The sequence below is a fragment of the Candidatus Defluviibacterium haderslevense genome (assembly GCA_016712225.1).
Classification (GTDB): domain Bacteria; phylum Bacteroidota; class Bacteroidia; order Chitinophagales; family Saprospiraceae; genus Vicinibacter; species Vicinibacter haderslevensis.
The window spans coordinates 4,777,575-4,802,193 of sequence record JADJRL010000003.1 but is presented as its reverse complement, the minus strand read 5'-3'; the positions used below and the strand labels follow the sequence as shown (position 1 = coordinate 4,802,193).

Below are 24,619 nucleotides of genomic sequence, written 5' to 3'. Positions count from 1 at the left end.
TATATAAAATTTATATGTTTTGAATTTTTCGCAAATATAGGCATCTACATTGATTTTACTATTTTTTTACACTAAGTAATTCATTAACAGAGTTGTATGTAATGGGATGATACCCATCTTTTACCTGATTAAATAGTTGTTTAGCTTCTTCTTTAAGGCCCGAATCAATTAATTGTTCAAATATGGGCAATACAAATTTTCTTCGGCCGACGCCTGTCAAAAAACCATCTATTGCTGCCAAATATTGCTTGCCAAAATTATTTTTAATAAGATAAATAAGCCATATGGAGGCGATTTCTGCGTTTTCTGACTTGGATAATTGAAAAGCTTGCTCCAAAGGTTCAGCCAAGGGTGCTTGTATTGGAAGACTATGGATAAAATGAATCCATTCATGGGTCGACCAATCCTTGGTATGTAAGGATTGCAAGGTTTTGTGTTTTAAATAATCAGACAATTGTTGATCTACAGCATCAAATTTTTTCGATGTGTAACTAGGGATAAAATCAATTAATCCTGGTTTGTACAACCAGATGTTTATAGTGTCTTGGATTCCAGGGTTAAGTTCCTTGAAATATTCAAGTAGATATTTTTGGAATCGTTCAGTAGTATTTGATTTAAAGGCAAATTCCTTAAAATAGCTTCTCAGAAATAAGTCCCACTGATCTCTGCCAACCCTTTCTTCCAGATATCTTAGAAGTCGTTTTCCCTTTTCGTAAGCTATATCGGATAAAGCATCTTCAGGGTCTTGGTTTTTTAAATCTAATTTCAATTGAGTTAATGGATTGTTTTCGCCAAATTCTGTCATGGATACTTTGAGATCATTCGACCCCAGTAAACTCAGCATATCCGCATATTCTTTGCCATACAAGGATTCCATAATCCTACTTTCAAAATAAGTGGTGAAGCCCTCATTAAGCCAAAAATCCTCCCAAGTGGCATTGGTTACCAAATTCCCTGACCAGGAATGGGCTAGTTCATGAGCTAGAAGTGAAGTTAATGATCTGTCTCCTGCTATAACGGATGGGGTCAGGAAAGTGAGTTTTGGGTTTTCCATGCCACCAAAAGGAAAGCTGGAAGGCAAAACAATGACATCATATCTGCCCCAAGGATAGGTTCCATATAATTGTTCCGCAGCATTTACCATTTTTTCTAGATCTTCAAATTCCCACACGGCTTTTTCCAAGAGATTCGATTCAGCATAGACTCCTGTGCGAGGGCCTATAGCACGAAAAGAAAAATCACCAACAGCCAATGCCATTAAATAAGCTGGTATATGCTGATCCATATCGAAGGTATATTGACCTTGAGGATTTAATGCTTGGGGATTGGTTGCACTCATGGCAGCCATCATTCCCTCTGGAACTTTTACCTTAGCATTGTAGGTGAATCTTATGCCGGGACTGTCTTGACAAGGCAACCAGGTTCTTGCGAAAATGGATTGACTTTGAGTAAACAAAAAAGGAAATTTTTTTGAAAAAGTCATTGAAGGAGTCATCCATTGTAAAGCTTTTGCCGCATCAGTTGTGTGATAATTTATGATTATCTTACGTGTATCCTGTTTTAATTTTATGATTAATGGATAACCGAGTATGCTGTCTAATGGTCCGATAGAAAATTCAGCATTTTCTTTTTTGCCAGATTCAGAATCTAGAGAAATGGATTCAATGACAGGACCATTTAGATCCAATATAATTTCTTCTCCGGTTGTTCGCTCTATCGTGTAAGTAGCAGTTCCAATGATTTGTTTTTTTTCAAAATCACACACGACATCCAATTCCAAATGTGTTGTTTTAGCTATTTCAGGTTGAGAAAAACTATGTGGATCCGGACGATTCGGTATAATAGTTTTGGGAATTGTAGCATTCGTGCAAGAACCAAAAGTTATTAAAAGACCTAGAAACAATATTTTATTCATAATACATCTGATTGGATTGCAAAAGTATCCTTAAATAACAGGAGTTAACTCGATAAGATAAGATTACAACTGTTTATGTTTTGTTAATTTTTCATTTTATTGCTTGTAAAATGATTTCGATCTAAAAATTTTAGGAACAAGGTATGGTTGTATGATGAAACCATGATCCAATCTTATTTAAGCTTAGATTGATTTTAGATAATAATAGGAATCCGGACCCAGGTGAAACAATAAATCCAGGGCACTTAAACCTGAAATAAAATGTGCGTGCTTACCAAATACCTGTTGATAAGGTTTGGTTGGGATAGCATTCAAAACCAAGCTTTTTCGCCCATCGATTATGTGATCATCTACAGATGTTGTATATTGATTGGTAAATTGTAAATCCATTTCAAATTTCATGCTTCGTGCCATCCAGAGCATGGTTTCATTATTAAATTGAAATAGATGTTCATGTTTCTTATTCAATAATGCTTCAAGTTCATCCTTGTAATAAATAAAAAATGGAGATTTGCCATATATGCTTTGAAGTGTTTTTAAATGCTGAACATGCCAAGGGTGGTCATATGAAATGTTTACTTCCTGAATCGGCATGGATTTGTTTTTTCCTTGTTTTAAAGGAATTGACATGCTAACTGCTCCTTGGTTAGACCCAATGTAATATCGGTTCCGCCAACTTCTTTTTTGGTAATGCTCATGCGCTTCTATGATAATTTTTTTATCCAAAGCATGTTTAAAGAATGCAATAGTCGGAAAGACTTGAGTCTCCAGAAGCAACGATGTTTTGATATCAGAATGCATTAAAGATTTTCTTGGGTATTATGAATTAAAACTCAAAGATATTAAGCTTCATTTAACTTTGTGCTTTGTTTCTAGAATATGAAATCAAGTATTCCATCATATCTCAATAAGTATACCTTATACGAACCACTTATTTTAGATAAACCTAATCCGGATTTATCTTTAGTGATCGTTATTCCTTCCTATAAGGAAGATTATTTATTTCAGGCTTTAGAATCCTTGTTATTATGTGTTAGACCTGATGCTTCTATAGAAATTATACCCGTTTTAAATTATCCTGAATCAAAAGCTATTCAGAACTATGAATTTCATCAACAACAATATAATCAGTTATTAGCATTTGCCGCAAAACATAATACACCACAATTTCAAATCAAACCTATACCACCCATAGCGATAAAAGGAAAACATGCAGGGGTTGGACATGCCAGAAAAATAGGAATGGATGAAGCGGTTAGACGTTTTTTTGCCATTGGAAATCGGGCAGGTATTATTTTGAATTTTGATGCAGATTGTACTTGTCATGAGGAATATCTCGAACAAGTAGATTTGTATTTTAATCAAGCCAATGCTAAATCTGCAGTTGCTATTGATTTTGAACATCAATTTGAATTGCTATCAGGCCTGGCGAGAAAGGCCATAGTGACTTATGAATTACACTTACGGTATTATATTGCAGCACAAAAATTCATTCATTATCCTTTTGCTTTTCAGACATTAGGCTCTTGTTTTGCAGTTCGGGCAGAAGCTTATTGCGCACAAGGCGGAATGAACCAAAGACAAGCTGGCGAAGATTTTTATTTTCTACATAAATATTCACTCTTAAATGAGTTAGCTGAAATTAAAAGAGTACTAGTTTATCCTTCGGCAAGATCTTCTGATCGTGTTCCGTTTGGTACAGGTAAAGCGGTAACTGAATTTTTTGATACACAGTTTCAATGGAGTTATTCCATAGATGCTATTTTATTATTTCAAAAATTAATGCATTGGATAAAACAAAATATTGAATTGCCTTATGAAGAATGGAGTAAGGGCTTAGAACAATTATCTCCGATGCTCGCTGCATTTTTTATAGATCAGGGAATAGTTTCTGCATTCCAATCTTTTAAATCCAATACCGCTTCATCCGCGCAATGTTCTAAAAAAATGATCCAATGGTTAAGCCCTTTTCGACTTATGAAGTGGCTACATTATGCGCGAACTAAGGGATATCCTGATATACCGGTTTGTGATGCAGTAAATCAACTTATGAAGTTAATGGATCCGCAATTTGAGTATTCAAATGATGAAGAATATTTATTGCAAAAAATGCGCGCGTTTTTTTTGTGACTTATCACTTGATAGATTTTTACACACCAAGAGGCCTAATCTTTGATGAATTTCAATGTTAATGTGCGATGATCTTCTAGCTTCAATGCTATAAAATAGATTCCTTTTTGTAAGTTGGACACATTAATCTTGTTTGTTGGATGATAGATCGATTCAAGAATTTGACCTTCAGGATTGGAAATGTGTATTTCAGTGATGCTTAAATGATTTGGGTTTTCAACATTTAATATTTCATGAACAGGGTTTGGATAAATTCTTATTCCAAAATTTAGAAGCGGATCATTGACATCTAAGATTTGGTCATATTCAATTAAGTAATAGATATGATCATTTGATTTGATATCATTCCATCTGCCATAATTTATTTTACGATTGTCAATGGTTAAACACAAGTGATTTTGACGACCTGAATTATCGGGTTCTGCTGGACTAATACCCCACTTGGTATAGGATCCATTTATAGATGTTCCGGTCGGTCCACCAGACCAAAATGGTATTCCGATGCCATCATTATTTCCATCCCAAATCCAGGCACCTTCTTTCAAAGTATCTGTGCCACCCAACCAAATGGCACTAGTTCCAAAAATATTGAGTGTGTTAGTAAACGTTATGTTGGACTTATTACTTACATAATCGAATAGGGTGTCTTGTTCTGTACTATCCGTAATTTCAGCAAGATAGCCTCCACGCGACACCGCACAATTCACAGCTTCCAACCATGTTTTGTTTTCTTTAACAACTTCGTACGTATGGCCTTTGAATGGAAAGGAATAAATATTATTTGCATTTGCACATTGTGGATATATTCTGTTCAGAATGGTTACAATAAAGAAAATGGTAATGGTTATTCTTAAATTCATAAGGACATTTTTTGCAATAGAATAAAACTGTAAACTTTACAAATATACAATGAATTGTATTATATGGAGTAAGTTACAATAATGTAGTCACTCTCATTTATGGAATTGCGATTTTTTGATGATAGGTTCAATATTTCAATTCCAATTCTTTACGATATATTGAATCTTCAACATTGTGTTTGTTCCAATAGTCCAATTGTATTCGCTTCTTTAGTGTGGCTTTGCTTACCATTTGTTCTGTTCCTTCCAAATAGGATTCTTCCCAAGACAATATTTCATATGGAGATTTTTTATTGAATAAGATTTTTAGGTTGCGTTGTAATATTGGAAATTCAATTTGATATGCCTGAGTGTCAGTATTAATATCCTGCAATCTTCCAACAGCATCAGTCGCACTTAAAGCTTTATGTTTAAGTCTTGTAAAAAATGCGCCCGGAATTATTTTAAAACGATCTATCGGAAGTTTCGCCGGATTGATTCTGATTTGATTAAAGAGTTCATCTTCACACCAGTCTATTGGTAAAATTAATTTTTGATCACCTTCAGTTTCGAAGTATGAATATTGTTCTATCTCATATTGGTTTGCACGTTGATTCATTTGTATAAAAACGTGCCCACACCACTCTTGAATGGAAGCACTTATTTTTAGCGGATGTGCAGATACATCGTTTCCGATAGGAGTAAAACTGCTTAAAAACATCGAATAGGGATAAATACCTGTATTGAACTTTTTAGAATAATTCATTTTTAATACAGTGATTTTATCCGTTCCTGATTGTGTAGGATTATCCAACTTGACTTGTTTGGTTTTTGAAAAATCTTCGGTAACAAATATCAGGACAGCATCACCCATATGTTTTTGACCATATCGTACTTGTTCTAATTCATAACTGCTGATTTCTGCTTTTCCTTGATACCAATAGGAATCCAATGATTGATCAACTCCAGGCTTTGTTGTTTCTGTGATTGCTTCTGAGGTTTCAGTATGTTTTTCTTTACATGATAGAAATAACACGAGAAATAACGATAGTAGACCCAATGAATGTTTATTTTTTTTAATGAATTTCATAACTATTTTCTTTATTTCATCTTGATTTTAAGTGACAGGATTATGTTGTTTTGATCCACTTTTTAAGTTTGCCTTCATGGCTTGAACTTTGTAACAAATAATTATTGGGTATTTCAAGATTGTAACTGAAATAACTGACCAAGCGAGTGCCAATTGGCATGTTTTGTAATTGGTTATAAACGTAAGCTGAATATTCATGATACAAATCGCGATTGATTTCCATATTAGATATAAGTGAATCGGATATGTCTAAGTTTTCATAAAATGAATTAAAAAAGTAAAAAGCATCATAATCTGAAAAATTAATGGTGTTGATGTTTTGATGTATGAAGTGTACGTCCTTGATCTGATAATACTTACTCATTTTTTTCGAAATCAAATGCAAATGTTCATGCTGTTCGACTCCTGTAAAAACACCTGTTGAACAACTTGCACCAACCATACAAAATTTTCCTGCTCCGGATCCTATGTCGAGTACTCGAGTTCCTTCTTGTTGAACTAAGAATTCTATAGCATCCTGAATAACAGTTATGGGCGAAAAATGTAATCCGGCCAAATCATCCAATGGACTTGGATATATCGTGTTAAAATCTGTATCTAGTATATTTTTATTATCTTTTAATTGTTTGAATAACACGATATGATTAATTGATTAATTTTTGCGAAAACAATTCAAAGTATTGTTTTGTTTTAAGCTCAATGATTTAGTGACCCGATTTAGTTATTTTAATTAAGCAATTTAATACAAACAATATTATTTTTAAAAGGTAAATATTTATAACATCGTTACCATTCAACCTGGTTACCATTCAACCCGATTACCATTCAACCCGATTACCATTCAACCCGATTACCATTCAACCCGATTACCTTTCATTCCGATTACCTTTCTACAGCTTAATCACAGACACTATCTTAAAATCAGAAATAAATCCTAACTTTGCGCCTCATAACTGAAACTTGAACCGATGCAACTACCAGGACTAGAAACAGCTCAAAAATTAGGTTTGTCACCTGAGGAATATGATAAAATTTGTGATGTCCTTGGACGTAAACCGAATTTTACAGAGCTAAGTATTTATTCTGTAATGTGGTCAGAACATTGCTCTTATAAAAATTCAATCAAATATTTAAAGCAATTACCAAGAAAAGGTAGTCGATTATTGGTGGAAGCAGGGGAGGAGAATGCTGGTTTAGTTGATATAGGTGATGGTCTTGCTTGTGCATTCAAAATCGAATCCCACAACCACCCGTCTGCCATTGAGCCTTACCAAGGAGCTGCCACTGGGGTGGGCGGTATACATCGTGATATATTCACTATGGGTGCAAGACCTATAGCAGCATTGAATTCATTAAGATTTGGAAATCTGGAATTAGCACATACCAAACATTTAATGCGAGGTGTAGTCAAAGGCATTGGAAATTATGGCAATTCGTTCGGAGTTCCTACAGTAGGCGGTGAAGTTTACTTCAATGATTGTTACAATCAGAATATTTTAGTAAATGCTATGTCAGTTGGTATCGTTGAACAGGGAAAAACCATTTCAGCCTGTGCTGATGGACCTGGTAATCCAGTGTTTATTGTAGGTTCGGCAACGGGTAAAGATGGTATTCATGGCGCTACGTTTGCCTCTGCAGATCTTACAGCGAATTCGTCTCAAGATCTCCCTGCTGTGCAAGTTGGAGATCCATTCCAGGAGAAACTATTGCTTGAGGCAAGTTTAGAAGCCATCGCTACTGGCCAGGTTGTAGGCATGCAAGATATGGGAGCAGCAGGAATTACTTGCTCTACTTCTGAAATGTCTGCTAAATCCGGGACCGGAATGGTTATTTGGTTAGACAAAGTGCCAACAAGGCAAGCCAATATGCAAGCATTTGAAATTTTATTGTCAGAATCGCAAGAGCGAATGCTCATTGTTTGTAAGAAGGGTGGTGAAGCACAATTGTTAGAGGTATTTGAAAAATGGGACTTAGAATGTGTACAGATTGGTGAAGTCACAGACACTGGGAATATTGAGTATTTTGTAGGTGATGAATTAGTAGCTAAGGTTCCGGCACATTCATTAGTTCTGGGTGGTGGAGCTCCAGTTTATGAAAGAGAGTTTCACAGGCCATTATACTTTTCAAAAATTGAAGCCTTTGCGCCTGTTGATATACAAGAGCCCGTGGACTTAGTTGCTGTAGCCAAGAAATTAATAGCATCACCCAATATTGCTTCTAAATCCTGGATTTATACCCAATATGATAAAATGGTTCGGACTGGAACCATGACTTCCGTTTCTTCTTCAGATGCTGCTATTGTTCGGGTTAAAGGAACCAAAAAAGCGCTGGCTGTCACGACGGATTGTAATTCAGCTTATGTTTATTTGGATCCATATGAAGGTGGGATGATTGCGGTAGCAGAATGTGCCCGAAATATAACATGTTCCGGAGGTACGCCCGTAGCTATTACCAATTGTTTGAATTTTGGTAATCCATATAACCCTGAAGTGTATTGGCAATTTGTGCATGCCTTAAAGGGTATGGGGGAAGCTTGTTTGAAATTTGATACTCCAGTTACTGGAGGAAATGTAAGTTTCTATAATCAGACCCAATCACACGGTAAGACAGAACCTGTTTATCCGACTCCTACTATTGGTATGCTGGGCATTTTGGATGATGCATCCTTAATGACGACTTTAGAATTTAAACAAGAAGGGCATTTGATATATTTATTGGGGCATCAAAATAATCACATCGGTTATAGTGAATATGTGAATATTATTCATGGTGTAGCTTATTGTCCTGCGCCTTATTTTAATCTGGAAGAAGAATGCAGATTACATAATACTATCAGAGCTTGTATTGTTAACCAATGGGTCGCATCAGCTCATGATGTTTCTGAAGGAGGTGTTTTTGTATCTCTTACGGAATCGGCAATGGCCTCTCAACTAGGGTTTAATATTAATACCATATCTTCAATAAGAAATGACCTTTTTCTTTTTGGTGAATCTCAGGGAAGGGCTATTATTACCATACCACTTGAGAACAAAAATGCATTTGAAACGTTTGTAGCAAATCAAAAGGTTGACTGCCATCACCTGGGCCGAGTAGAAGGTTCAGATTTAGTCATCAATGGAACATCTTTTGGAGATTTATCCTATTATTCAGAGCATTACATGAATGCCATAGGAACTAAAATGGAAGAATAAAATTTTTTAAAAATGAGATATATTATTAATTTTTTATTATTGTTAATGAGTGTTGCATTCCTAAGTGCATGCACTAATGGTTTTCAAATTAAAGGTAACTTTTCCGATGGTGGAGATTTAAGCGTGACTCTAGACAGAATTGGTCTGGATAATTCTACGGTATTAATTGATGAACAAAAAATGGTTGCGGGTAAATTTACTTTTGCACCAAAAGAACCAATCAAACCAGGATTGTATCGAATTAAATTGGGTCAACAAATGGCTGTATTTGTACTGGATGGAACTGAAAAAAAGGTTGATATTTCCGGAACACTTGCAGGTTTAGCATCTGGAACTTATGAGATTAAGGGCGCTCCGGTTGCTGAAGAGGTTTTGAATGCGCTTAAAACCGTAAAATCAAAACAACTTACAGTTGATGAAGCTCAAAAAATTATTGATAACGCAAAAAACCCTTTATCAGCTGCATTGTTAGCTGTTCAATTATTGGGCTTTAGAGGTGAATTTATTGCTAAACATAAGCCAATATCTGCTAATCTTAAAGCTAAATATCCGGAGTCAGAATTTGCTAAGTCTTATGAAGCATTTATTCTACAAACAGAACAGACAGTTAATCAACAAAGAGCTCAGGAATCCATACAAGTAGGGATGGATGCACCTGATATTAACCTGACTTCTCCTAAAGGCAAGGCCTATAAATTATCGGACCTGAAAGGGAAAGTGGTATTAATTGATTTCTGGGCAAGTTGGTGTGGACCATGCCGAAGAGCCAATCCCCATGTGGTTGATGTTTATAATCAATATAAAGACAAAGGATTTACTGTTTACAGTGTTTCTTTAGATGGTGTTGATAGTCGAACTAAGGCACAATTAAGCAGCGAAGCCCAAATCAAAGAATATACAGACAATGCAAAGACCGCTTGGATTGCAGCCATTGAAAAAGATGGTTTGGTATGGGATACACATGTGAGCGACTTGAAAAAATGGGAAAGTGATCCTGCAGCTGTATATGGGGTAAGAGCTATTCCTAAAACATTTTTAGTAGGCCGTGATGGAAAGATTGCCGCCATAGATCCAAGAGATAATCTAGAAGAAGAAGTCAAAAAAATATTATAACAGAATTTAATTCTGATTGTATAAAAGAAAGCCTCGAATGTTTTTCGGGGCTTTTTTTATGGATGGAATTTTAAATTTATACTTATATCTACTACTAATCCTTAGATCCATTTTTAAATAATAAATTACCAAATACTGAATAAAAATCCTCCCTTTCCAAGCTAGTCCAACATGAAAAGTTGGAGCTTGTCCAGCTCAAAGAGATGGAGGCCTGTCCTGCTCGTAGAGATGGAGGATTTAGGTGGGTTCTTCTCACCCAAGTACTGCATAGAAGTCCTCCCTTTCCAAGGGAGGATTTAGGTGGGTTCTTATCACACTAAGTACTGCATAAAAGTCCTCCCTTTCCAAGCTCGTCCAACTTGAAAAGTTGGAGCTTGTCCAGCTCAAAGAGATGGAGGCCTGTCCAGCTCGTAGAGATGGAGGATTTAGGTGGGTTCTAATCACTCTAGTACTGCATAAAAGTCCTCCCTTTCCAAGGGAGGATTTAGGTGGGTTCTTCTCACCCCAAGTACTGCATAAAAGCCCTCCCTTTCCAAGCTCGTCCAACTTGAAAAGTTGGAGCTTGTCCAGCTCAAAGAGATGGAGGCCTGTCCAGCTCGTAGAGATGGAGGATTTAGGTGGGTTCTAATCACTCTAGTACTGCATAAAAGTCCTCCCTTTCCAAGGGAGGATTTAGGTGGGTTCTTCTCACCCAAGTACTGCATAAAAAGTCCTCCCTTTCCAAGGGAGGATTTAGGTGGGTTCTATACTAAATCGCCATCAAAATATTGGTAAAAAAAGAGGTTCATTAAATCAATCATTTAATGAACCTCGAAATATATTTTTGACTTTATATTTTTTGAAAAACCATCTATGGTTTAACAAATTGATCAGGTATAATCGCTCCCTCTTCAACCCAATTTTTTACTTTTTTCTTGCCTTTTGTTTTTGAAGCCAAAAGGACGGCATTATAAGCATTTATGATTCCACCGGTTGAACTGATTTCTTTCAACTGTGCATCTTTATTAGTACCAGGAGTCAATACTAAATCATTGGTTTTAACAGTGGATTTGCGAATAATATCTTTAATTTGTTTTGCAGTCAAAGTTGGAAAATAAGACCGCATCATTGCAGCTACACCTGCTGCGATAGGGCTAGCCATGGATGTGCCTTGAAGGTTTTCATATTGGTTGTCCGGAACTGTAGAATATATTAATACACCAGGAGAAAACAAGTCTACTTCTTTTTTTCCATAATTAGAAAAAGTGGCAATTAGATTAGGAGATTCGTTAGGTGCAAGAGCGCCAATTTCTATCCAGTTTGATGCTTTCTTTTTTCCAAATAAAGATTTCTTGGCAAATTTTCTATTGGGATAGTTGGTGATCTTGTCATTATTTCCTGCACTGTTTCCTGCAGCATGAACCAATAAAACATCATGTTCTGCAGCGTATTTTACAGCTTCATCTATTTTGTCTTTGTTTGGAGAATAACCTTTTCCAAAACTCATATTAATGATGCTGGCGCCATTATCAACTGCATAACGTATGGCATTAGCAATGTCTTTATCTCTTTCGTCACCATCAGGTACGCAACGAACGGACATGATTCTGACATTATCTGCAATACCATTCATACCAATATTATTATTGCGCACTGCACCAACAAGTCCTGCTACGTGCGTGCCATGTCTTGCATCGGGTCCCTTTACATCATTGTTGCCATAAATCCGTTCATTGACATCGTCATAATGATCTCCAACTATTTTTCTGGAATCAAAATCTGGATTGAATGCATAATTCAATTCATTTGAAAAATGTTCTTTCCCTTCTTTGAATTCTTTAGCAATACTCTTTTTTAAATCGTCTCCTGATTTGATGCCTGGATCGTTCTCAAGTAAATTTTTAGCAATGGTGATCCCAAGAGATAAGCTTTTAGAATCTCCTTCATCTATAGCATCCAGATTCAATTCATTGACTTCTTTAGTTCCTAATTGTTCAATGACTTTATTGACAGCATCCATTACTTGTTTTTCTGAAGCATTAATTCCAGCTAGATTGGCCTCTGCTGATTTTCTTCTTCCTTCTACTTCATCACGAAGTTTTAAAAATAAATCATATTCCTTTTTTTGTTTGGAAGTCAATTTGTCTCTATCGGCAGTTTCATATTTATATTTCATTTTGCCGTATAATCGAGTCGTTTCATAGGTGTCGTGATCAACATTGCCATTAGCACCACCTATAAAATTCCATCCATGTATATCATCAATGTATCCATTGGAATCATCGTCCTTTCCATTATTAGGAATCTCTTTTGGATTCGTCCACATAACCGATTTTAAATCTTCATGGTCTGCATCTACTCCTGAATCTAAGATGGCTACGACTACTGTTTTACTCTTTCTGCCTTTGAGGAGTTCTTTATAAGTTCTATCTGAGCTTACTCCATTAAATCCATCTTTGGACTTGTCCAGATGAAACCAATTCTTTGGAACCGCATCCTGAGCTGAAACACTTGATAGGAAACTGACCAATAAGGCCAATAAAGTGTAGATTTTTACTGATTTTGAATATTGATTATAAAAAAACATAATGGATAAATTGTTAAAAATGAGTAAGTAAGTTAATTTTGTGCAAAAATAAACACATCTTTGAATACTTTTACATATTACTAATATAAATAATCAGTGGCTAAATGTAAATACATGTTAACGTGGAAATCAGTGATTTTGTTATTTTTAATGCTTGCGCAATTCAAATCATTTAGTCAGTCTATAGATTTGGGCCTGCTTATGGGTGGTTCGAATTATAGCGGGGATTTGACCTATACAGCAAGAGATGTCCTGCGGCAGACTAAATTGGCCATTGGTCTGCACTTTCGATATGATTTTAGCAATATGATTAGTTTTAAATTACAAGGAATGCGGCTTGCTGTTGCAGCTGATGATAAGATATCAACCCAGGATTGGCAACAACGGCGTAATTTGAATTTTATGTCGACTATCTATAATCTGGACCTTTTAGGGCAGATTAATCTAATGGGATTTTTCTATCCTGACCCTAAACGGTTTAATGTTTACCTAACAGGCGGATTAAGTTTTTTTCATTTTAATCCAAAAGGAAATTATTTGGGTACCTGGTATGACTTGCAGCCCCTGGGTACTGAAGGTCAGGGAATACCAGGTTATAAAGCACCTTATAATTTGAATAGTCTGGCACTTACTATGGGCTTAGGGGTTCGGTATTTTTTGACTTCTAATATTTCAGTAGGATTGGAATATCTAACCCGTCAAACGAAAACAGATTATTTAGATGATGTGTCCGGTGACTATGTAGATGTTGACCTGTTAACTAAATATAATGGTCCTATAGCCGCAGCCTTAGGAAATAAAATTAATGCACCGGGTGGAAGTCAAAAAGCTAATCCATTGGATAGGGATTGGTTTCAAACATTAGGTATTGCTGTTAATTATCATTTTGGTGCAGAATTTAAAGGTAAAGGTATCCGTTTTACTAAAAGAGGAGTTAATTGTCCTAAGTTTTAGAATTACGAAATGAACATTATTTCACCGGAAGAGATTTTAAGAAAATATTGGGGGCACAATGAATTTAGACATATTCAAAAAGATATTATTGAATCCGTTCTAAATAAAAAAGATGCACTCGCTCTAATTCCTACCGGTGGCGGAAAATCCCTTTGTTATCAGGTTCCTGCATTGATGCTGGATGGTTTTTGTCTTGTGATTTCGCCATTAATTGCATTGATGCAAGATCAGGTCATGCAATTAAAAGACCGGAATATTCAAGCAGATTTAATTTATGGAGGTCAGCATAAGCGAGACATGGAACGGATCATTGATAATGCAATTAATGGTTATCTTAAATTACTCTATGTTTCTCCGGAACGATTGCAGACTGCTTTTTTTCAGGATCGGTTGCATCGGATGAAAATCAGTTTCATAGCCGTAGATGAAGCCCACTGCATATCACAATGGGGATATGACTTTAGGCCTTCTTATTTAAAAATACAGGATATCAGAAATAATACCTCAGCACCTGTTTTAGCTTTAACTGCAACAGCAACTTCCAAAGTTCAGCTTGATATTTGTGATAAACTACAACTCAAAAATGCAGACATCCATAAAATGTCTTTTAAAAGAGAACATTTGAGTCTTGTTGTGAAATACGAAGAACATAAATTAAATCAGATTCAAAGAATTATAAACAAGACTAAGGGCACTGGATTAATCTATGTTCGCAATCGCAAACAAACTGTGGAAATAGCTCAGGTTTTGAATCAACAAGGTATTGTTAGTGATTTTTATCACGCTGGTTTAGATCATAATGTCAGGGCTAAGAAGCTGGCTGATTGGATGCATGGAAAAACACCAGTAATGGTTTGTACCAATGCCTTTGGAATGGGTATCGATAAATCTAATGTGCGGTGGGTTATTCATGGGGATATTCCATCTAGTATTGAAGAATATTTTCAAGAAGTGGGACGTGCAGGTAGAGATGGTTTAAGAGCTTATGGTGTTTTGTTATATAATCAAAAGGACTTATTGAGATTGCAATCTCAATTTGACAATATGTTTCCCAGTCTGGAGGAAGTCCAGCAATTGTATAAATCGTTAGCCATTTACTTTGGAATTGCCGCTGGTTCAATTATGGAGGACAGTCGTGATTTTGATCTGTTAGATTTTTGCAACAAAAATAATTTAGTCTCAGAAAAAGTCATTCATGGTATAAAAATATTAGAACAATCGAATTGGCTAATGACCACATCAGCTGTCTTTCAACCCAGCAGAATTCAAATTAAAGTTGAGCCTAATGAAATCCATGAATTTTGTCAATCCTTCCAGCAATATTCTTTGATATTGACCAATTTAATGAGATCTTACGAAGGTATTTTTAATTTTCCGGTTGCAATCTATGAAAATCAGATAGCGTTTCAAATAAAGACCAATATTGACCAAGTAATATTGTGGCTGAATGTATTGAATCGGGAAGGACTCCTTTCTTATTTTCCATTCAAAGAAAAACCTCAGTTGCAATTCGTTGCTGAAAGACAATTTAATAAGACGATTGGTATTGACAAAGTCTGGTTTGATTTTCGAAAAAAAATGTATCAGGAGCGAATGGATTTGATGATTTCCTATCTGCATTTGATGCAATGTCGCCAACAGTTTTTGATGAATTATTTTGGTGAAAAGGATGCATTGCCTTGTGGTATATGTGATCGTTGTCTTGAAATAAAAAATGCAATCATCGATCCACAAATCAGAACTTTGTGGACCTCACAAATTATCGAAATTTTAAAATCCAATCCTAAAAGATCCATCAGATCAATTTTAGAATTGTACCCTTCTAATAAAGAATCTTGGGTATTGATGATCTTACAGGAATTAATAGGTGAAGAAAAGATTATTCGGGATTTGGATTATTTGTATTATAATAAGAAATAATTATTTCTGGAATTGCAATTCTTCAATGGTCATTTTGCTTAATATAAACCTGGTATGCCCATGGCTGCAATGATAGTTTGATGTTTTTCTTGATTTTTATTTTCTTCGAACTAAAATATTCCAGATACTTCCCTGTTGATAGATCGGATAATTGTGTTTCGATAATCTGAGGACTCATATTCATGACCACTAAAATTTCATTGTCGTCTTTGGATCTTTTGAATGAAAGTATTTGTTGCGTTTTATCGTTTTGGATCCATACAATAGGACCTCCAAATGTTCCGGAATAAAGAGCTTTATTGTTTTTGCGGAGCGTACATAGATTTTTATAAAATGGCGCATATGCATATTGATCAAAATCAATATTATCTTTTTCGAAGAACGCTAATTTCTTTTTAAGTGGTTCTTCTTGACCTGAATAGATAAGAGGTATGCCATCTAATGTGAAGGTTAAAACTGAAAACATTTGATGGCTAGAACCTAATTTTTCAAATTCAGTTCCAGCCCAGCTGTTTTCATCGTGATTGCTGGTAAAATACATATGCCAGCCATTCATGAATTTTTGTTTGTCGGCATTATAATAATTCTGGAAATCTAAAGCATTTTTTTTGCCGCTGTAAATATCCCTTATGAGGCCTTGGAATGTCCATCCATAATCCATTTGGAAATACCCTTTATTGCGGTGTGCCGGCTCCTCAGCTTCAGCAAGCATGATAGGATTCTTGTTCATTGCATTAAACGTTCTTGAGAGTTGGGCCCAAAATACGTCAGGCACCATGCCGGCTACGTCCATTCTGAAACCATCAACCTCAAATCCATCTAGCCAATACAGCATAGACCTAATCATTTGAAACTTTAATTCTTTGTTTTCGTAATTCAAATCTGCAACATCGTACCAATCTGTATTTTCAGTGTGAATGATGGTATCTGCAGTTAGGTTGTGGGTGTACCACTCCGGATTTTTTGTAATCCAGGTATGATCCCATCCGGTATGATTTGGAACCCAATCTAATATGACTTTCATACCTAGTTTATGAATTTCATCTACTAATTTTTTAAATGATTCTTTGTTGCCATATTCAGGATTAATTTTATTATAATCTGAAACAGCATAATAACTGCCCAGTGTTCCCTTGCGCTTAACTTGACTGATTGGAAAAATAGGCATCAACCAAATGATGTCGACACCCATTTCTTTAAGTCTTGGTAAGTGTTTTGAAAATGCATCAAATGTACCCTGGGTTGTGTATTGACGAACGTTTACTTCATAGATGATAGAACCAGGAAGTGATGTGGGCACTTTGAATATAACGGTGTCATTGCTTGCCTGACTATAGATAGAAATACTAAATAAAAAATTTATAAGAACAAGAAAGTATTTTATAGACATGGTCTGAATTTTTATATGAAAAGTAGTGCATAAAAAAACCGTCAATTTTTGGTAGACGGTTTTATTAGTATGTTTAAATTCTAAAAATTAATTTTTTATAAACTTGACGTTTTCATCTTCCATTTTAAGGATATATACTCCGGGAATTAATTGAGATATATCAATTTGACGATTAGTTAATGGGCAACTTACTTTTTGACCGTGTATTGTTGTTATTTCTATTTTGCTCAAATCGGCTTCTTGGATGTGATCAACTGCAATAAAATCAAATGCGGGATTTGGTGATACTGTGAGTTTGCGCCCATTTTGATTGATACTGGTAATGTTGCTATAAGTGAAACGACCGTCCAGATCAACCATTTTTAGTCTGAAATAATTTGTTTTAGAAGGAATTAATTCAATATCGAAACTATAATCTTTCAGGGAGTTCGAATTGCCGACAGCTCTGACTTTTGAAATATCTCTAAAAGTTCTGTTGTCTGTACTTTGTTGAACTACAAAATGGGATGCATTTTGCTCCACAGCAGTTTGCCAAATCAAATTGTAATGTCCTGATCTAGTACTTATCGCATTAAAACTTACAAGTCTGATCGGTAAAATGATAAAATCTGAAACGACACCACAAACGGTATTATTCAATTTTTTTCCTTCAGCAAGAAATGAGGCTGTGGAATTACAATCTCCCACAAAAGTGAAACTCTCACAAATGATAGAACCTACCTGAAGATTTGAGACATTTATGGTTCTGGTCATGGTACCATAAGTATGGGTTACATAGTAATCTATAGTCTTGGCATCCTTAGTCAATTTTTTTACACAAAATCGAACTGTAAAAAGACAGTCAGATCCACCAAAATTAGTTTTGTTTAGGAGCGTTAGGGTGTGATCAGCAGGTCCAATACAATCTTGGGCAGTGGTAGTGGAATAAAATCCTGTGAAAAGAGCACAAATTAAGATCAGTTTTTTAAACATTACCTAGAGTTTTAATCAGGTTAGGAAATATTATATACAACAAAATTACACCTAATTGATGAGAATCAATTGAGAATATTATATATTATTTTATTATATGTATAAATATTTAAAATACAATTATTAAAATATATGAATAATATTATATTTCTAGTCCTTTTTTTGTTAAAATAGGATTTAATTCTAGAATCGACTTAAGCTATAATTTGGATCATATCATCAGGAATTTCTCCAAGATTCAGGAGCTTGTAATAAACCCGGGCTGTTAGTATGACATCCTGTGAACAATATCGTGCAATTCGAGGGAGGTCTTGTTCGACCCAAAAAACATCACCTACATCTTTACCACTGATATCTGACTTGGAACTGGCCAGGTTAAAACACGCGGCAAGAAGGTCCAGAGAAGTATAATGTTTGTAATCCCCAAATTTCCATAACTCCAGGGTATCAATAATGTGGCTTAATTCCCAAGGTTTTTTACCGTTTATTTTAAGGATACCTGGTAATTCTAGGCCTAGAATAGCGGCCCGACGACAAATAAATGGAATGTCAAATTCTTTAATATTGTGTCCACAAAAGGCTGCCCTTTCTGCGTGATTATAATGAGTTTCGATCATAGACAGAAATGCGGTTAGCAGCTCTATTTCCGAGGTTCCGTAAAAGGATTTAACTCGAAATTGATGGTCTTTAATGGCTCCTACGCTGATACAACAAATTTTGCCAAATTCAGCAAATATAGCTGCCCGATCATGGTATATCTCATCAATCGGCTTATCCGGATCGGATTGTATCTGAAATTTAGATTTGTGGGTCCAGAGTCCCTGCCAATGGGGATCTAATTCATTAAAATGGCTCACCGAGGAGACGGTTTCAATGTCCAAAAACAATATTTGACTTGGGTGCATAAATAGAATGAATAGGGTGTTAAAATACAAATTTATTGATATTTGAATAGTTTTATGCTCTTTATATTAAAAAAAACTTAAATTTACACCTAATAAAAATTTAAACATGGCAGATAATAGATCAAATCAAAATTTAAAAGCCGCAGTAATCGTTGCTATTTTGGCTTTATTTGGAGCAAATGTGTATCAATTTGTTAATAATAGAAGTTTACAAACAGACAATTTATCTAAGGAAAGTGAAATTGTTGAACTTGATAAAGCTAAAACTGAGCTAGAAAAGCAATATCAGGAGTCAGTTGTGGAGCTCAACTCCATGAAAACAGACAATGAAGAGTTAAACAAGAGCATTGATGCCCAAAAAGAAGAACTACGGCTACAAAAAGACAAGATAACCTTGTTACTTAAGGATAGTAAGAATCTAAGTGCGGCTAGAAAGGAAATGGAAGGAATGAAAGGTAAGATTCAGGAATATGTGACTGAAATCAATAAGCTCAAAGAAGACAACCAACAGTTGGTTAATAGCAATACCACTTTAGCTTCAGAAAAAGAAAACCTCACCAAAACGGTTGAACAAAAAAATGCTGAAAACAGAGAGCTTGCTGAGGCAAAATCTACTTTGCTGACTGAAAAGGAAAAAATAGACCGTGACAGAGCAGCTTTATCAAAAAAAGTTAACCGAACTTCAGTAATTCAAGTTGAAAAAATCGATGGTGCAGGTTACCAAAACCGTGATGGTAAGAAACCTTCCAGTAAATCTAAAGCTAAAGATGTAGATTTTCTTGAAGTGTGTTTTAAAACGACTATTAACCCTAATACAGATGCCGGAAATGAAAAATTCTACATCAGAATTATTAATCCGGTTGGTGAGACTCAAGCTATCGAATCACAAGGTTCTGGTGTATTTAATAATGAAACGACTGGAGAGCAAATTAGGTATTCTACTATAGCTACTGCCAATTATAAAAACGATGAACAAAAAGTATGTGGAAAATGGGAAAGCCCAGGATCTTTCCAAAAAGGTGTTTATCAAATTGAAATTTATAATAAAGGTTACTTAGTTGGAACATCAACTGTTAAGCTCAAATAAATAACGACCTTAAGGCTTATCTGGTCTTTCCTATTGGATCGATACCACTGAACTTGATCTTCTTTCCAAGATCAAAGAATAAATTAATGGAGTTAGCTTAAATAGTTTGCTCTTAAGGTAGATTCGGTTACCTTAGAATATGCAATCCCACCGCCTTGTTATGGGAGTTCAGCGGCATTTCTTGTATTTTACTTTTTGTCCAAAATGGGGATATAAGATTAAGTTCGTTGTTGTGCTATTGAGGATTGATATTTTAACTGACAAATTTTACATTATCAAAATGTGATAAGTCTTATATTGCGTCGAATATTAAAAAATATATGGCTGCGAAAATATTAGTGTTAGGATCTAATGGACAAATTGGGACGGTATTGTCAGAAGCATTACGGTTAAAGTACGATCAAAAAAATGTAATCACCTCAGATATTCGTCCACCCAAGAATCCTATTGGAGTGTTTTTGCACATAGATGTTTTGGATAAAGAAGCCATCCGCTCCGCAATCATACAACATGGGATTACCCAAATATATCATCTGGCTGCTATCCTTTCTGCAAGTGGAGAAAAAAATCCTTCCCTAACATGGAAAATAAATATGGAAGGATTGATCAACGTTTTGGATTTAGCAGTAGAATGCAAGATTGAACGGGTGTTCTTTCCAAGCTCTATTGCGATTTATGGTCCAACCACTCCTAAGGTCAATACACCTCAATTCACAAGTTTTATTCCATCAACAGTATATGGAATGAGTAAATTAGCTGGTGAAAACTGGTGTGAATATTATTATACACGCTATGGACTAGATGTCCGATCAATCAGATATCCGGGTGTAATAGGGTGGCAATCATTGCCTGAGGGTGGAACTACTGATTATGCGGTAGAAATCTTTCATGCTGCCTTAAAAAACGAAACCTACTCTTGCTTTTTGGAAGCAAATACCCGTTTGCCAATGATCTATATGGATGATGCCATTCGGGCTACCATATCATTAATGGAGGCCGATTCGAATGCACTGACAGTTAGGACTAGTTACAACCTTGTCGGAATGAGTTTTACTCCTTTGGAGATTTATGAAGAGATTAAAAAGCATTTCCCGGAATTTAAAATCATGTATAATCCGGACTTCAGACAAGCTATCGCTGCTTCTTGGGCAGAATCTATTGATGACCATACCGCTCAACATGATTGGCATTGGAAACCACAATATGATCTAGCGAAAATGACATCAGATATGTTTGAGCATTTAAGACTTTAGATATATCATTTGACTTTTTATAATAATTGTATTCAAAGTATGGATGATAAAGTACTGCAATTTAGTTTCATATAATCTTATTATTTAATATATAATTTGACTGATCATCAAAGTCTAAATTATAATATTCGTTTTTTTTATCATATTTTAATAAATTATTCTGCGAATTAGAATAGAACTACTTAATTTTGCGGTTAAATTCGGAGCACATGAAGACCAGATATTCAGATGAAGAATTAGCAGAGTTCAAGACATTGATCGATTCCAAGATTGAAGCTGCTAAACAAGAGTTAGCCGAAACGGAACAGCAGACCATGGAAATGCGGGAAAACATGTCTGATGAACAAGGTGGGGACTGGTTTGATGATAGTTCTATCCATACTGAAATTGAATTTTTAAGTAAGATGGCTGAACGTCAGCGTCAGCACTTACAAGGTTTGGAGATGGCATTGGTGCGGATTAAAAATAAGTCATTCGGAATTTGTACAGTTACTGGAGAGTTGATTGACAAACAACGCTTACTATTGGTACCTCACACCACAAAAAGTGTTAAAGCAAAAGAAAATGAAGCTCCGGCTCATACCAATGAAAATAGGAATTCAGGATCTTTTGAGGATGAAGAAACTGAAGAGGTACCTGTTGAAGAATAGGATATTTCAGGATTAGTACAAACTTATCTAACATGCTAAATTAAACTGAAAGTTATCATTTTGGCAATACTCAGAATGTATCAAATGAGTGACCATCAGAATGTATTATTAGTACAAGTTTTCAGTTTGATGAGTGGAAAATTATAAAAGTTCTTAAATCTCTGTTTTTTATGGAGTTTAAACTAATAGCACTAAGAAGATACTCCTTTTGGTATATCAGTGAGTCATCAATTCAAGGTTAATATTTAATTAATTTTATTGAAAAACATACAACTTGATCGATATTTGAAGGTAGTAATGCTTCTGATAAGCAGTATGATTTTTGTCATATCATGCTTTCCTCCGGTGGTTGAAGACAAAAGTGACATGTTTTATACCATATCAGATCCCACAGTTCAATCCATCATTAATGCTCAAGATCGGCGTCTTACAGATTCAATCATTCCATATTTAAGTCACCAAAAAGCATTGTATCGAAAATTAGCAGCAGAGGCCCTGGGTAGTTTCCAGGATAGTTTAGCAATTCCACATTTAATCGGATTATTACATGATGATCAGGAATTGGTTCGGCAAGCTGCTGTTTTTAGTCTTGGACAAATTGGGCATAAAAATGCTGAAAGAGATCTCATTAATGCCTTCATTGGAGTTGATTCCACTGGTCCTTTTATGAAGACCAATTCGATGATACTAGAAGCTCTCGGAAAATCCGGTACGGATAGTTCGATGAATTTAATTTGTAAGATCAAAGGCTATACCCCAAAAGATACTTTATTGTTATATGGGCAGATGTGTGCGTTATACAGGTTTGGAATGAGAGGTATGTTTTGTCCGGAAGGTCTGGCACTATTAATTGAAATAGCTACACATAATCAATATCCGGAATCATCTAGATTAATGGCAGCACATAGCCTTCAAAGATTTAAAAATCTCGATCTGGCTAAATATTTTGATGTACTAAAGTCTGCTTGTATAGATGAAAAAAATGTGAACATTAGAATGTGTTTAATTCTAGCCACATCCAGAATAGGTAGTCCTGCAACATTGACCTTGTTGGAAGATTTGTATTCACGTGGATTGGATGTGAGAATTCAATCCAATATTATTCGTGGGTTGCAACATTTTGGAGGAGGCTCCGCAAGTCACTTAGCTTTAAGGGCAGTTCAAAATCCATCTGCACAGGTGTCTTTGTTAGGTGCGCAATATTTAGTGGATCATGGGACGGAATTAAATGAGGATGAAATGACATCGTTGGCTTTACAGCGAGGGCTCTCCTGGCAAGCGAAGGCTTTGTTGTATGAGGCATTACTGGTGCATATTCCAAAATATAAAGTATTGACCAGACGAGATATAATTAATGCTATCAAAAATCAAATCCAAAAATCACAATCTCCATATGAAAAGGGAGCCTACATTAAATCCCTGCATAATGAAGTTTTGGAATTGCCATATATTATTTCACTAGGTGGAAAAAATGCATCATTCGTAGTTAAAACAATAGTTACTGAATGTATTGAATCCATCTTAAAAAATAAAACCTTTGGACTTTATTATAAGGGATCCAAAAATCCTATTTATTCAATGGTTAGTGAATATTTTAATGAGCAATGCAACTTAGGAAATGTAGGTAGCTTAGCTGTAATTGCATCCATATTTAGAAGTGAAACAGGATTATTAAAATATTATTTTAAACCGGATTCCATGTTTGGCATTGCTAAAAATGTGTTGAAATTGCCCAGAGATATTGAGACTTATAATGAGATTGAAACCACTCTTGCCAAAATGAATCATACCAAATATGAAGCAAAAAAAGTGGCTTATAATCATCCCATAGATTGGCAAAAATTGATCAAGTTAAAAGATACCATTAATGTCATAGTAACAACGGATAAAGGTGCTTTGTATTTAGAATTATACCCCAAATTAGCGTCAGGGAGTGTGGCTAATTTTATTACACTAATTCAAGAATCTTTTTTTAATGATAAGTTCATTCATAGAGTTGTTCCTAATTTTGTTATTCAGGCTGGATGCCCAAGGGGTGATGGTTATGGTGGATTAGATTATACCATTAGAACAGAAATAAATTCAAGTATTAATTTCCAAGGTGAGGGATTAGTAGGCATGGCAAGTGCAGGTCCGGATACGGAATGCAGTCAGTTTTTTATTACCTATTCACCGACGCCACATCTTGATGGAAAATATACCATTTTCGGCAAGATGACTAAAGGAATGGAAGTGTTAATGGCGATTAATCAAGGGGACAAAATTATTGATGTCAAAGTTTCCAATTAGAGGTTTTTATTCAATATTAATGCTGTGTTATTTTATCAATTTATTTAAGCGAGGACAATCAGAAGATTTTCCTTTGACAGTTTTTTCATAATGAATATGTTGGGCCATATCTAACATTTTCGCATTACATCCAGGTGTTCTGCATTGAAGTTTACCATCTCAGTTTTTTTTAATTATTTTGATATTAGTATGAAATTAAAATATTTTAATATTAAGCATACAAAATGTGATTAATGACTTTAATAATTGAAATGTAAGAGTGGATTATTTTTTTTGTATCTAAGCTGAATTTATATAAACAATACGCATTTTGCGTGAAGGATAGCAATGAAAATAGTATCTGACGCAGGAGGAT

The 24,619-nt window shown here is 35.2% G+C and carries 18 protein-coding genes; 9 read left to right on the top strand and 9 right to left on the bottom strand.

From position 1 onward, the window contains the following. Positions 1 to 58: 58 nt before the first annotated feature. Both IPK88_18755 and IPK88_18750 read right to left on the bottom strand, forming a co-directional pair. On the bottom strand, positions 59 to 1,915 hold the full coding sequence (locus IPK88_18755) for a M1 family metallopeptidase (GenBank protein ID MBK8245474.1): 1,857 nt from the start codon (positions 1,913 to 1,915) through the stop codon (positions 59 to 61). A 183-nt stretch (positions 1,916 to 2,098) separates the two neighbouring features. Beyond that, complete coding sequence (locus IPK88_18750; GenBank protein ID MBK8245473.1) at positions 2,099 to 2,716, bottom strand: WbqC family protein; 618 nt, start codon at positions 2,714 to 2,716, stop codon at positions 2,099 to 2,101. Positions 2,717 to 2,794: 78 nt separating this feature from the next. Here IPK88_18750 and IPK88_18745 point away from each other — a divergent pair, with 78 nt between their 5' ends. Then, complete coding sequence (locus IPK88_18745) at positions 2,795 to 4,045, top strand: glycosyltransferase family 2 protein (GenBank protein MBK8245472.1); 1,251 nt, start codon at positions 2,795 to 2,797, stop codon at positions 4,043 to 4,045. Positions 4,046 to 4,080: 35 nt separating this feature from the next. On the opposite strand, the gene IPK88_18740 is transcribed toward IPK88_18745, so the two are convergent. The 3 genes from IPK88_18740 to IPK88_18730 form a co-directional block, all read right to left on the bottom strand. Continuing rightward, on the bottom strand, positions 4,081 to 4,905 hold the full coding sequence (locus IPK88_18740) for a T9SS type A sorting domain-containing protein (protein ID MBK8245471.1): 825 nt from the start codon (positions 4,903 to 4,905) through the stop codon (positions 4,081 to 4,083). A gap of 127 nt (positions 4,906 to 5,032) precedes the next feature. Beyond that, positions 5,033 to 5,974, bottom strand: a complete 942-nt coding sequence (locus IPK88_18735; protein ID MBK8245470.1) for a hypothetical protein — start codon at positions 5,972 to 5,974, stop codon at positions 5,033 to 5,035. A 40-nt stretch (positions 5,975 to 6,014) separates the two neighbouring features. Next, positions 6,015 to 6,611 carry an SAM-dependent methyltransferase gene (locus tag IPK88_18730; GenBank protein ID MBK8245469.1) on the bottom strand — a complete coding sequence of 199 codons (597 nt, stop codon included), beginning with the start codon at positions 6,609 to 6,611 and terminating at the stop codon, positions 6,015 to 6,017. A 331-nt stretch (positions 6,612 to 6,942) separates the two neighbouring features. Between IPK88_18730 and purL the strand changes: the two genes are divergently transcribed. Together purL and IPK88_18720 are read left to right on the top strand one after the other, a co-directional pair. After that, positions 6,943 to 9,165, top strand: a complete 2,223-nt coding sequence (purL, locus tag IPK88_18725) for a phosphoribosylformylglycinamidine synthase subunit PurL (GenBank protein ID MBK8245468.1) — start codon at positions 6,943 to 6,945, stop codon at positions 9,163 to 9,165. Between the two features lie 12 nt (positions 9,166 to 9,177). Continuing rightward, a complete protein-coding gene (locus IPK88_18720) occupies positions 9,178 to 10,278 on the top strand; it encodes a redoxin domain-containing protein (GenBank protein ID MBK8245467.1) in 1,101 nt (366 codons plus the stop codon). 850 nt (positions 10,279 to 11,128) lie between these two features. Here the strand turns inward: IPK88_18720 and IPK88_18715 are convergent. Continuing rightward, the gene (locus IPK88_18715; GenBank protein MBK8245466.1) at positions 11,129 to 12,844 is read right to left on the bottom strand and encodes a S8 family serine peptidase; all 1,716 of its coding nucleotides are present in this window, start codon (positions 12,842 to 12,844) and stop codon (positions 11,129 to 11,131) included. Between the two features lie 114 nt (positions 12,845 to 12,958). On the opposite strand from IPK88_18715, the gene IPK88_18710 reads away from it, so the two are divergent. After that, a complete protein-coding gene (locus tag IPK88_18710) occupies positions 12,959 to 13,798 on the top strand; it encodes an outer membrane beta-barrel protein (GenBank protein MBK8245465.1) in 840 nt (279 codons plus the stop codon). 9 nt (positions 13,799 to 13,807) lie between these two features. Continuing rightward, on the top strand, positions 13,808 to 15,718 hold the full coding sequence (locus IPK88_18705) for a RecQ family ATP-dependent DNA helicase (GenBank protein ID MBK8245464.1): 1,911 nt from the start codon (positions 13,808 to 13,810) through the stop codon (positions 15,716 to 15,718). 22 nt (positions 15,719 to 15,740) lie between these two features. Here IPK88_18705 and IPK88_18700 read toward each other — a convergent pair whose 3' ends face one another. From IPK88_18700 to IPK88_18690, 3 genes are all read right to left on the bottom strand, one after another. Continuing rightward, positions 15,741 to 17,108, bottom strand: coding sequence for an alpha-glucosidase C-terminal domain-containing protein (locus tag IPK88_18700; protein MBK8245463.1), 1,368 nt, complete (start codon positions 17,106 to 17,108; stop codon positions 15,741 to 15,743). An 87-nt stretch (positions 17,109 to 17,195) separates the two neighbouring features. Further along, positions 17,196 to 18,080, bottom strand: coding sequence for a T9SS type A sorting domain-containing protein (locus tag IPK88_18695; protein ID MBK8245462.1), 885 nt, complete (start codon positions 18,078 to 18,080; stop codon positions 17,196 to 17,198). A gap of 194 nt (positions 18,081 to 18,274) precedes the next feature. Beyond that, the gene (locus IPK88_18690; GenBank protein ID MBK8245461.1) at positions 18,275 to 18,985 is read right to left on the bottom strand and encodes a ribonuclease H-like domain-containing protein; all 711 of its coding nucleotides are present in this window, start codon (positions 18,983 to 18,985) and stop codon (positions 18,275 to 18,277) included. 106 nt (positions 18,986 to 19,091) lie between these two features. On the opposite strand from IPK88_18690, the gene IPK88_18685 reads away from it, so the two are divergent. From IPK88_18685 to IPK88_18670, 4 genes are all read left to right on the top strand, one after another. After that, entirely contained in the window at positions 19,092 to 20,072 is a 981-nt protein-coding gene (locus tag IPK88_18685) for a hypothetical protein (GenBank protein ID MBK8245460.1), read from the top strand. A gap of 320 nt (positions 20,073 to 20,392) precedes the next feature. Further along, complete coding sequence (locus tag IPK88_18680; GenBank protein MBK8245459.1) at positions 20,393 to 21,325, top strand: NAD-dependent epimerase/dehydratase family protein; 933 nt, start codon at positions 20,393 to 20,395, stop codon at positions 21,323 to 21,325. Positions 21,326 to 21,513: 188 nt separating this feature from the next. Further along, on the top strand, positions 21,514 to 21,975 hold the full coding sequence (locus IPK88_18675; GenBank protein MBK8245458.1) for a TraR/DksA family transcriptional regulator: 462 nt from the start codon (positions 21,514 to 21,516) through the stop codon (positions 21,973 to 21,975). A 258-nt stretch (positions 21,976 to 22,233) separates the two neighbouring features. Next, complete coding sequence (locus tag IPK88_18670; GenBank protein MBK8245457.1) at positions 22,234 to 24,264, top strand: peptidylprolyl isomerase; 2,031 nt, start codon at positions 22,234 to 22,236, stop codon at positions 24,262 to 24,264. Positions 24,265 to 24,619: the final 355 nt, after the last annotated feature.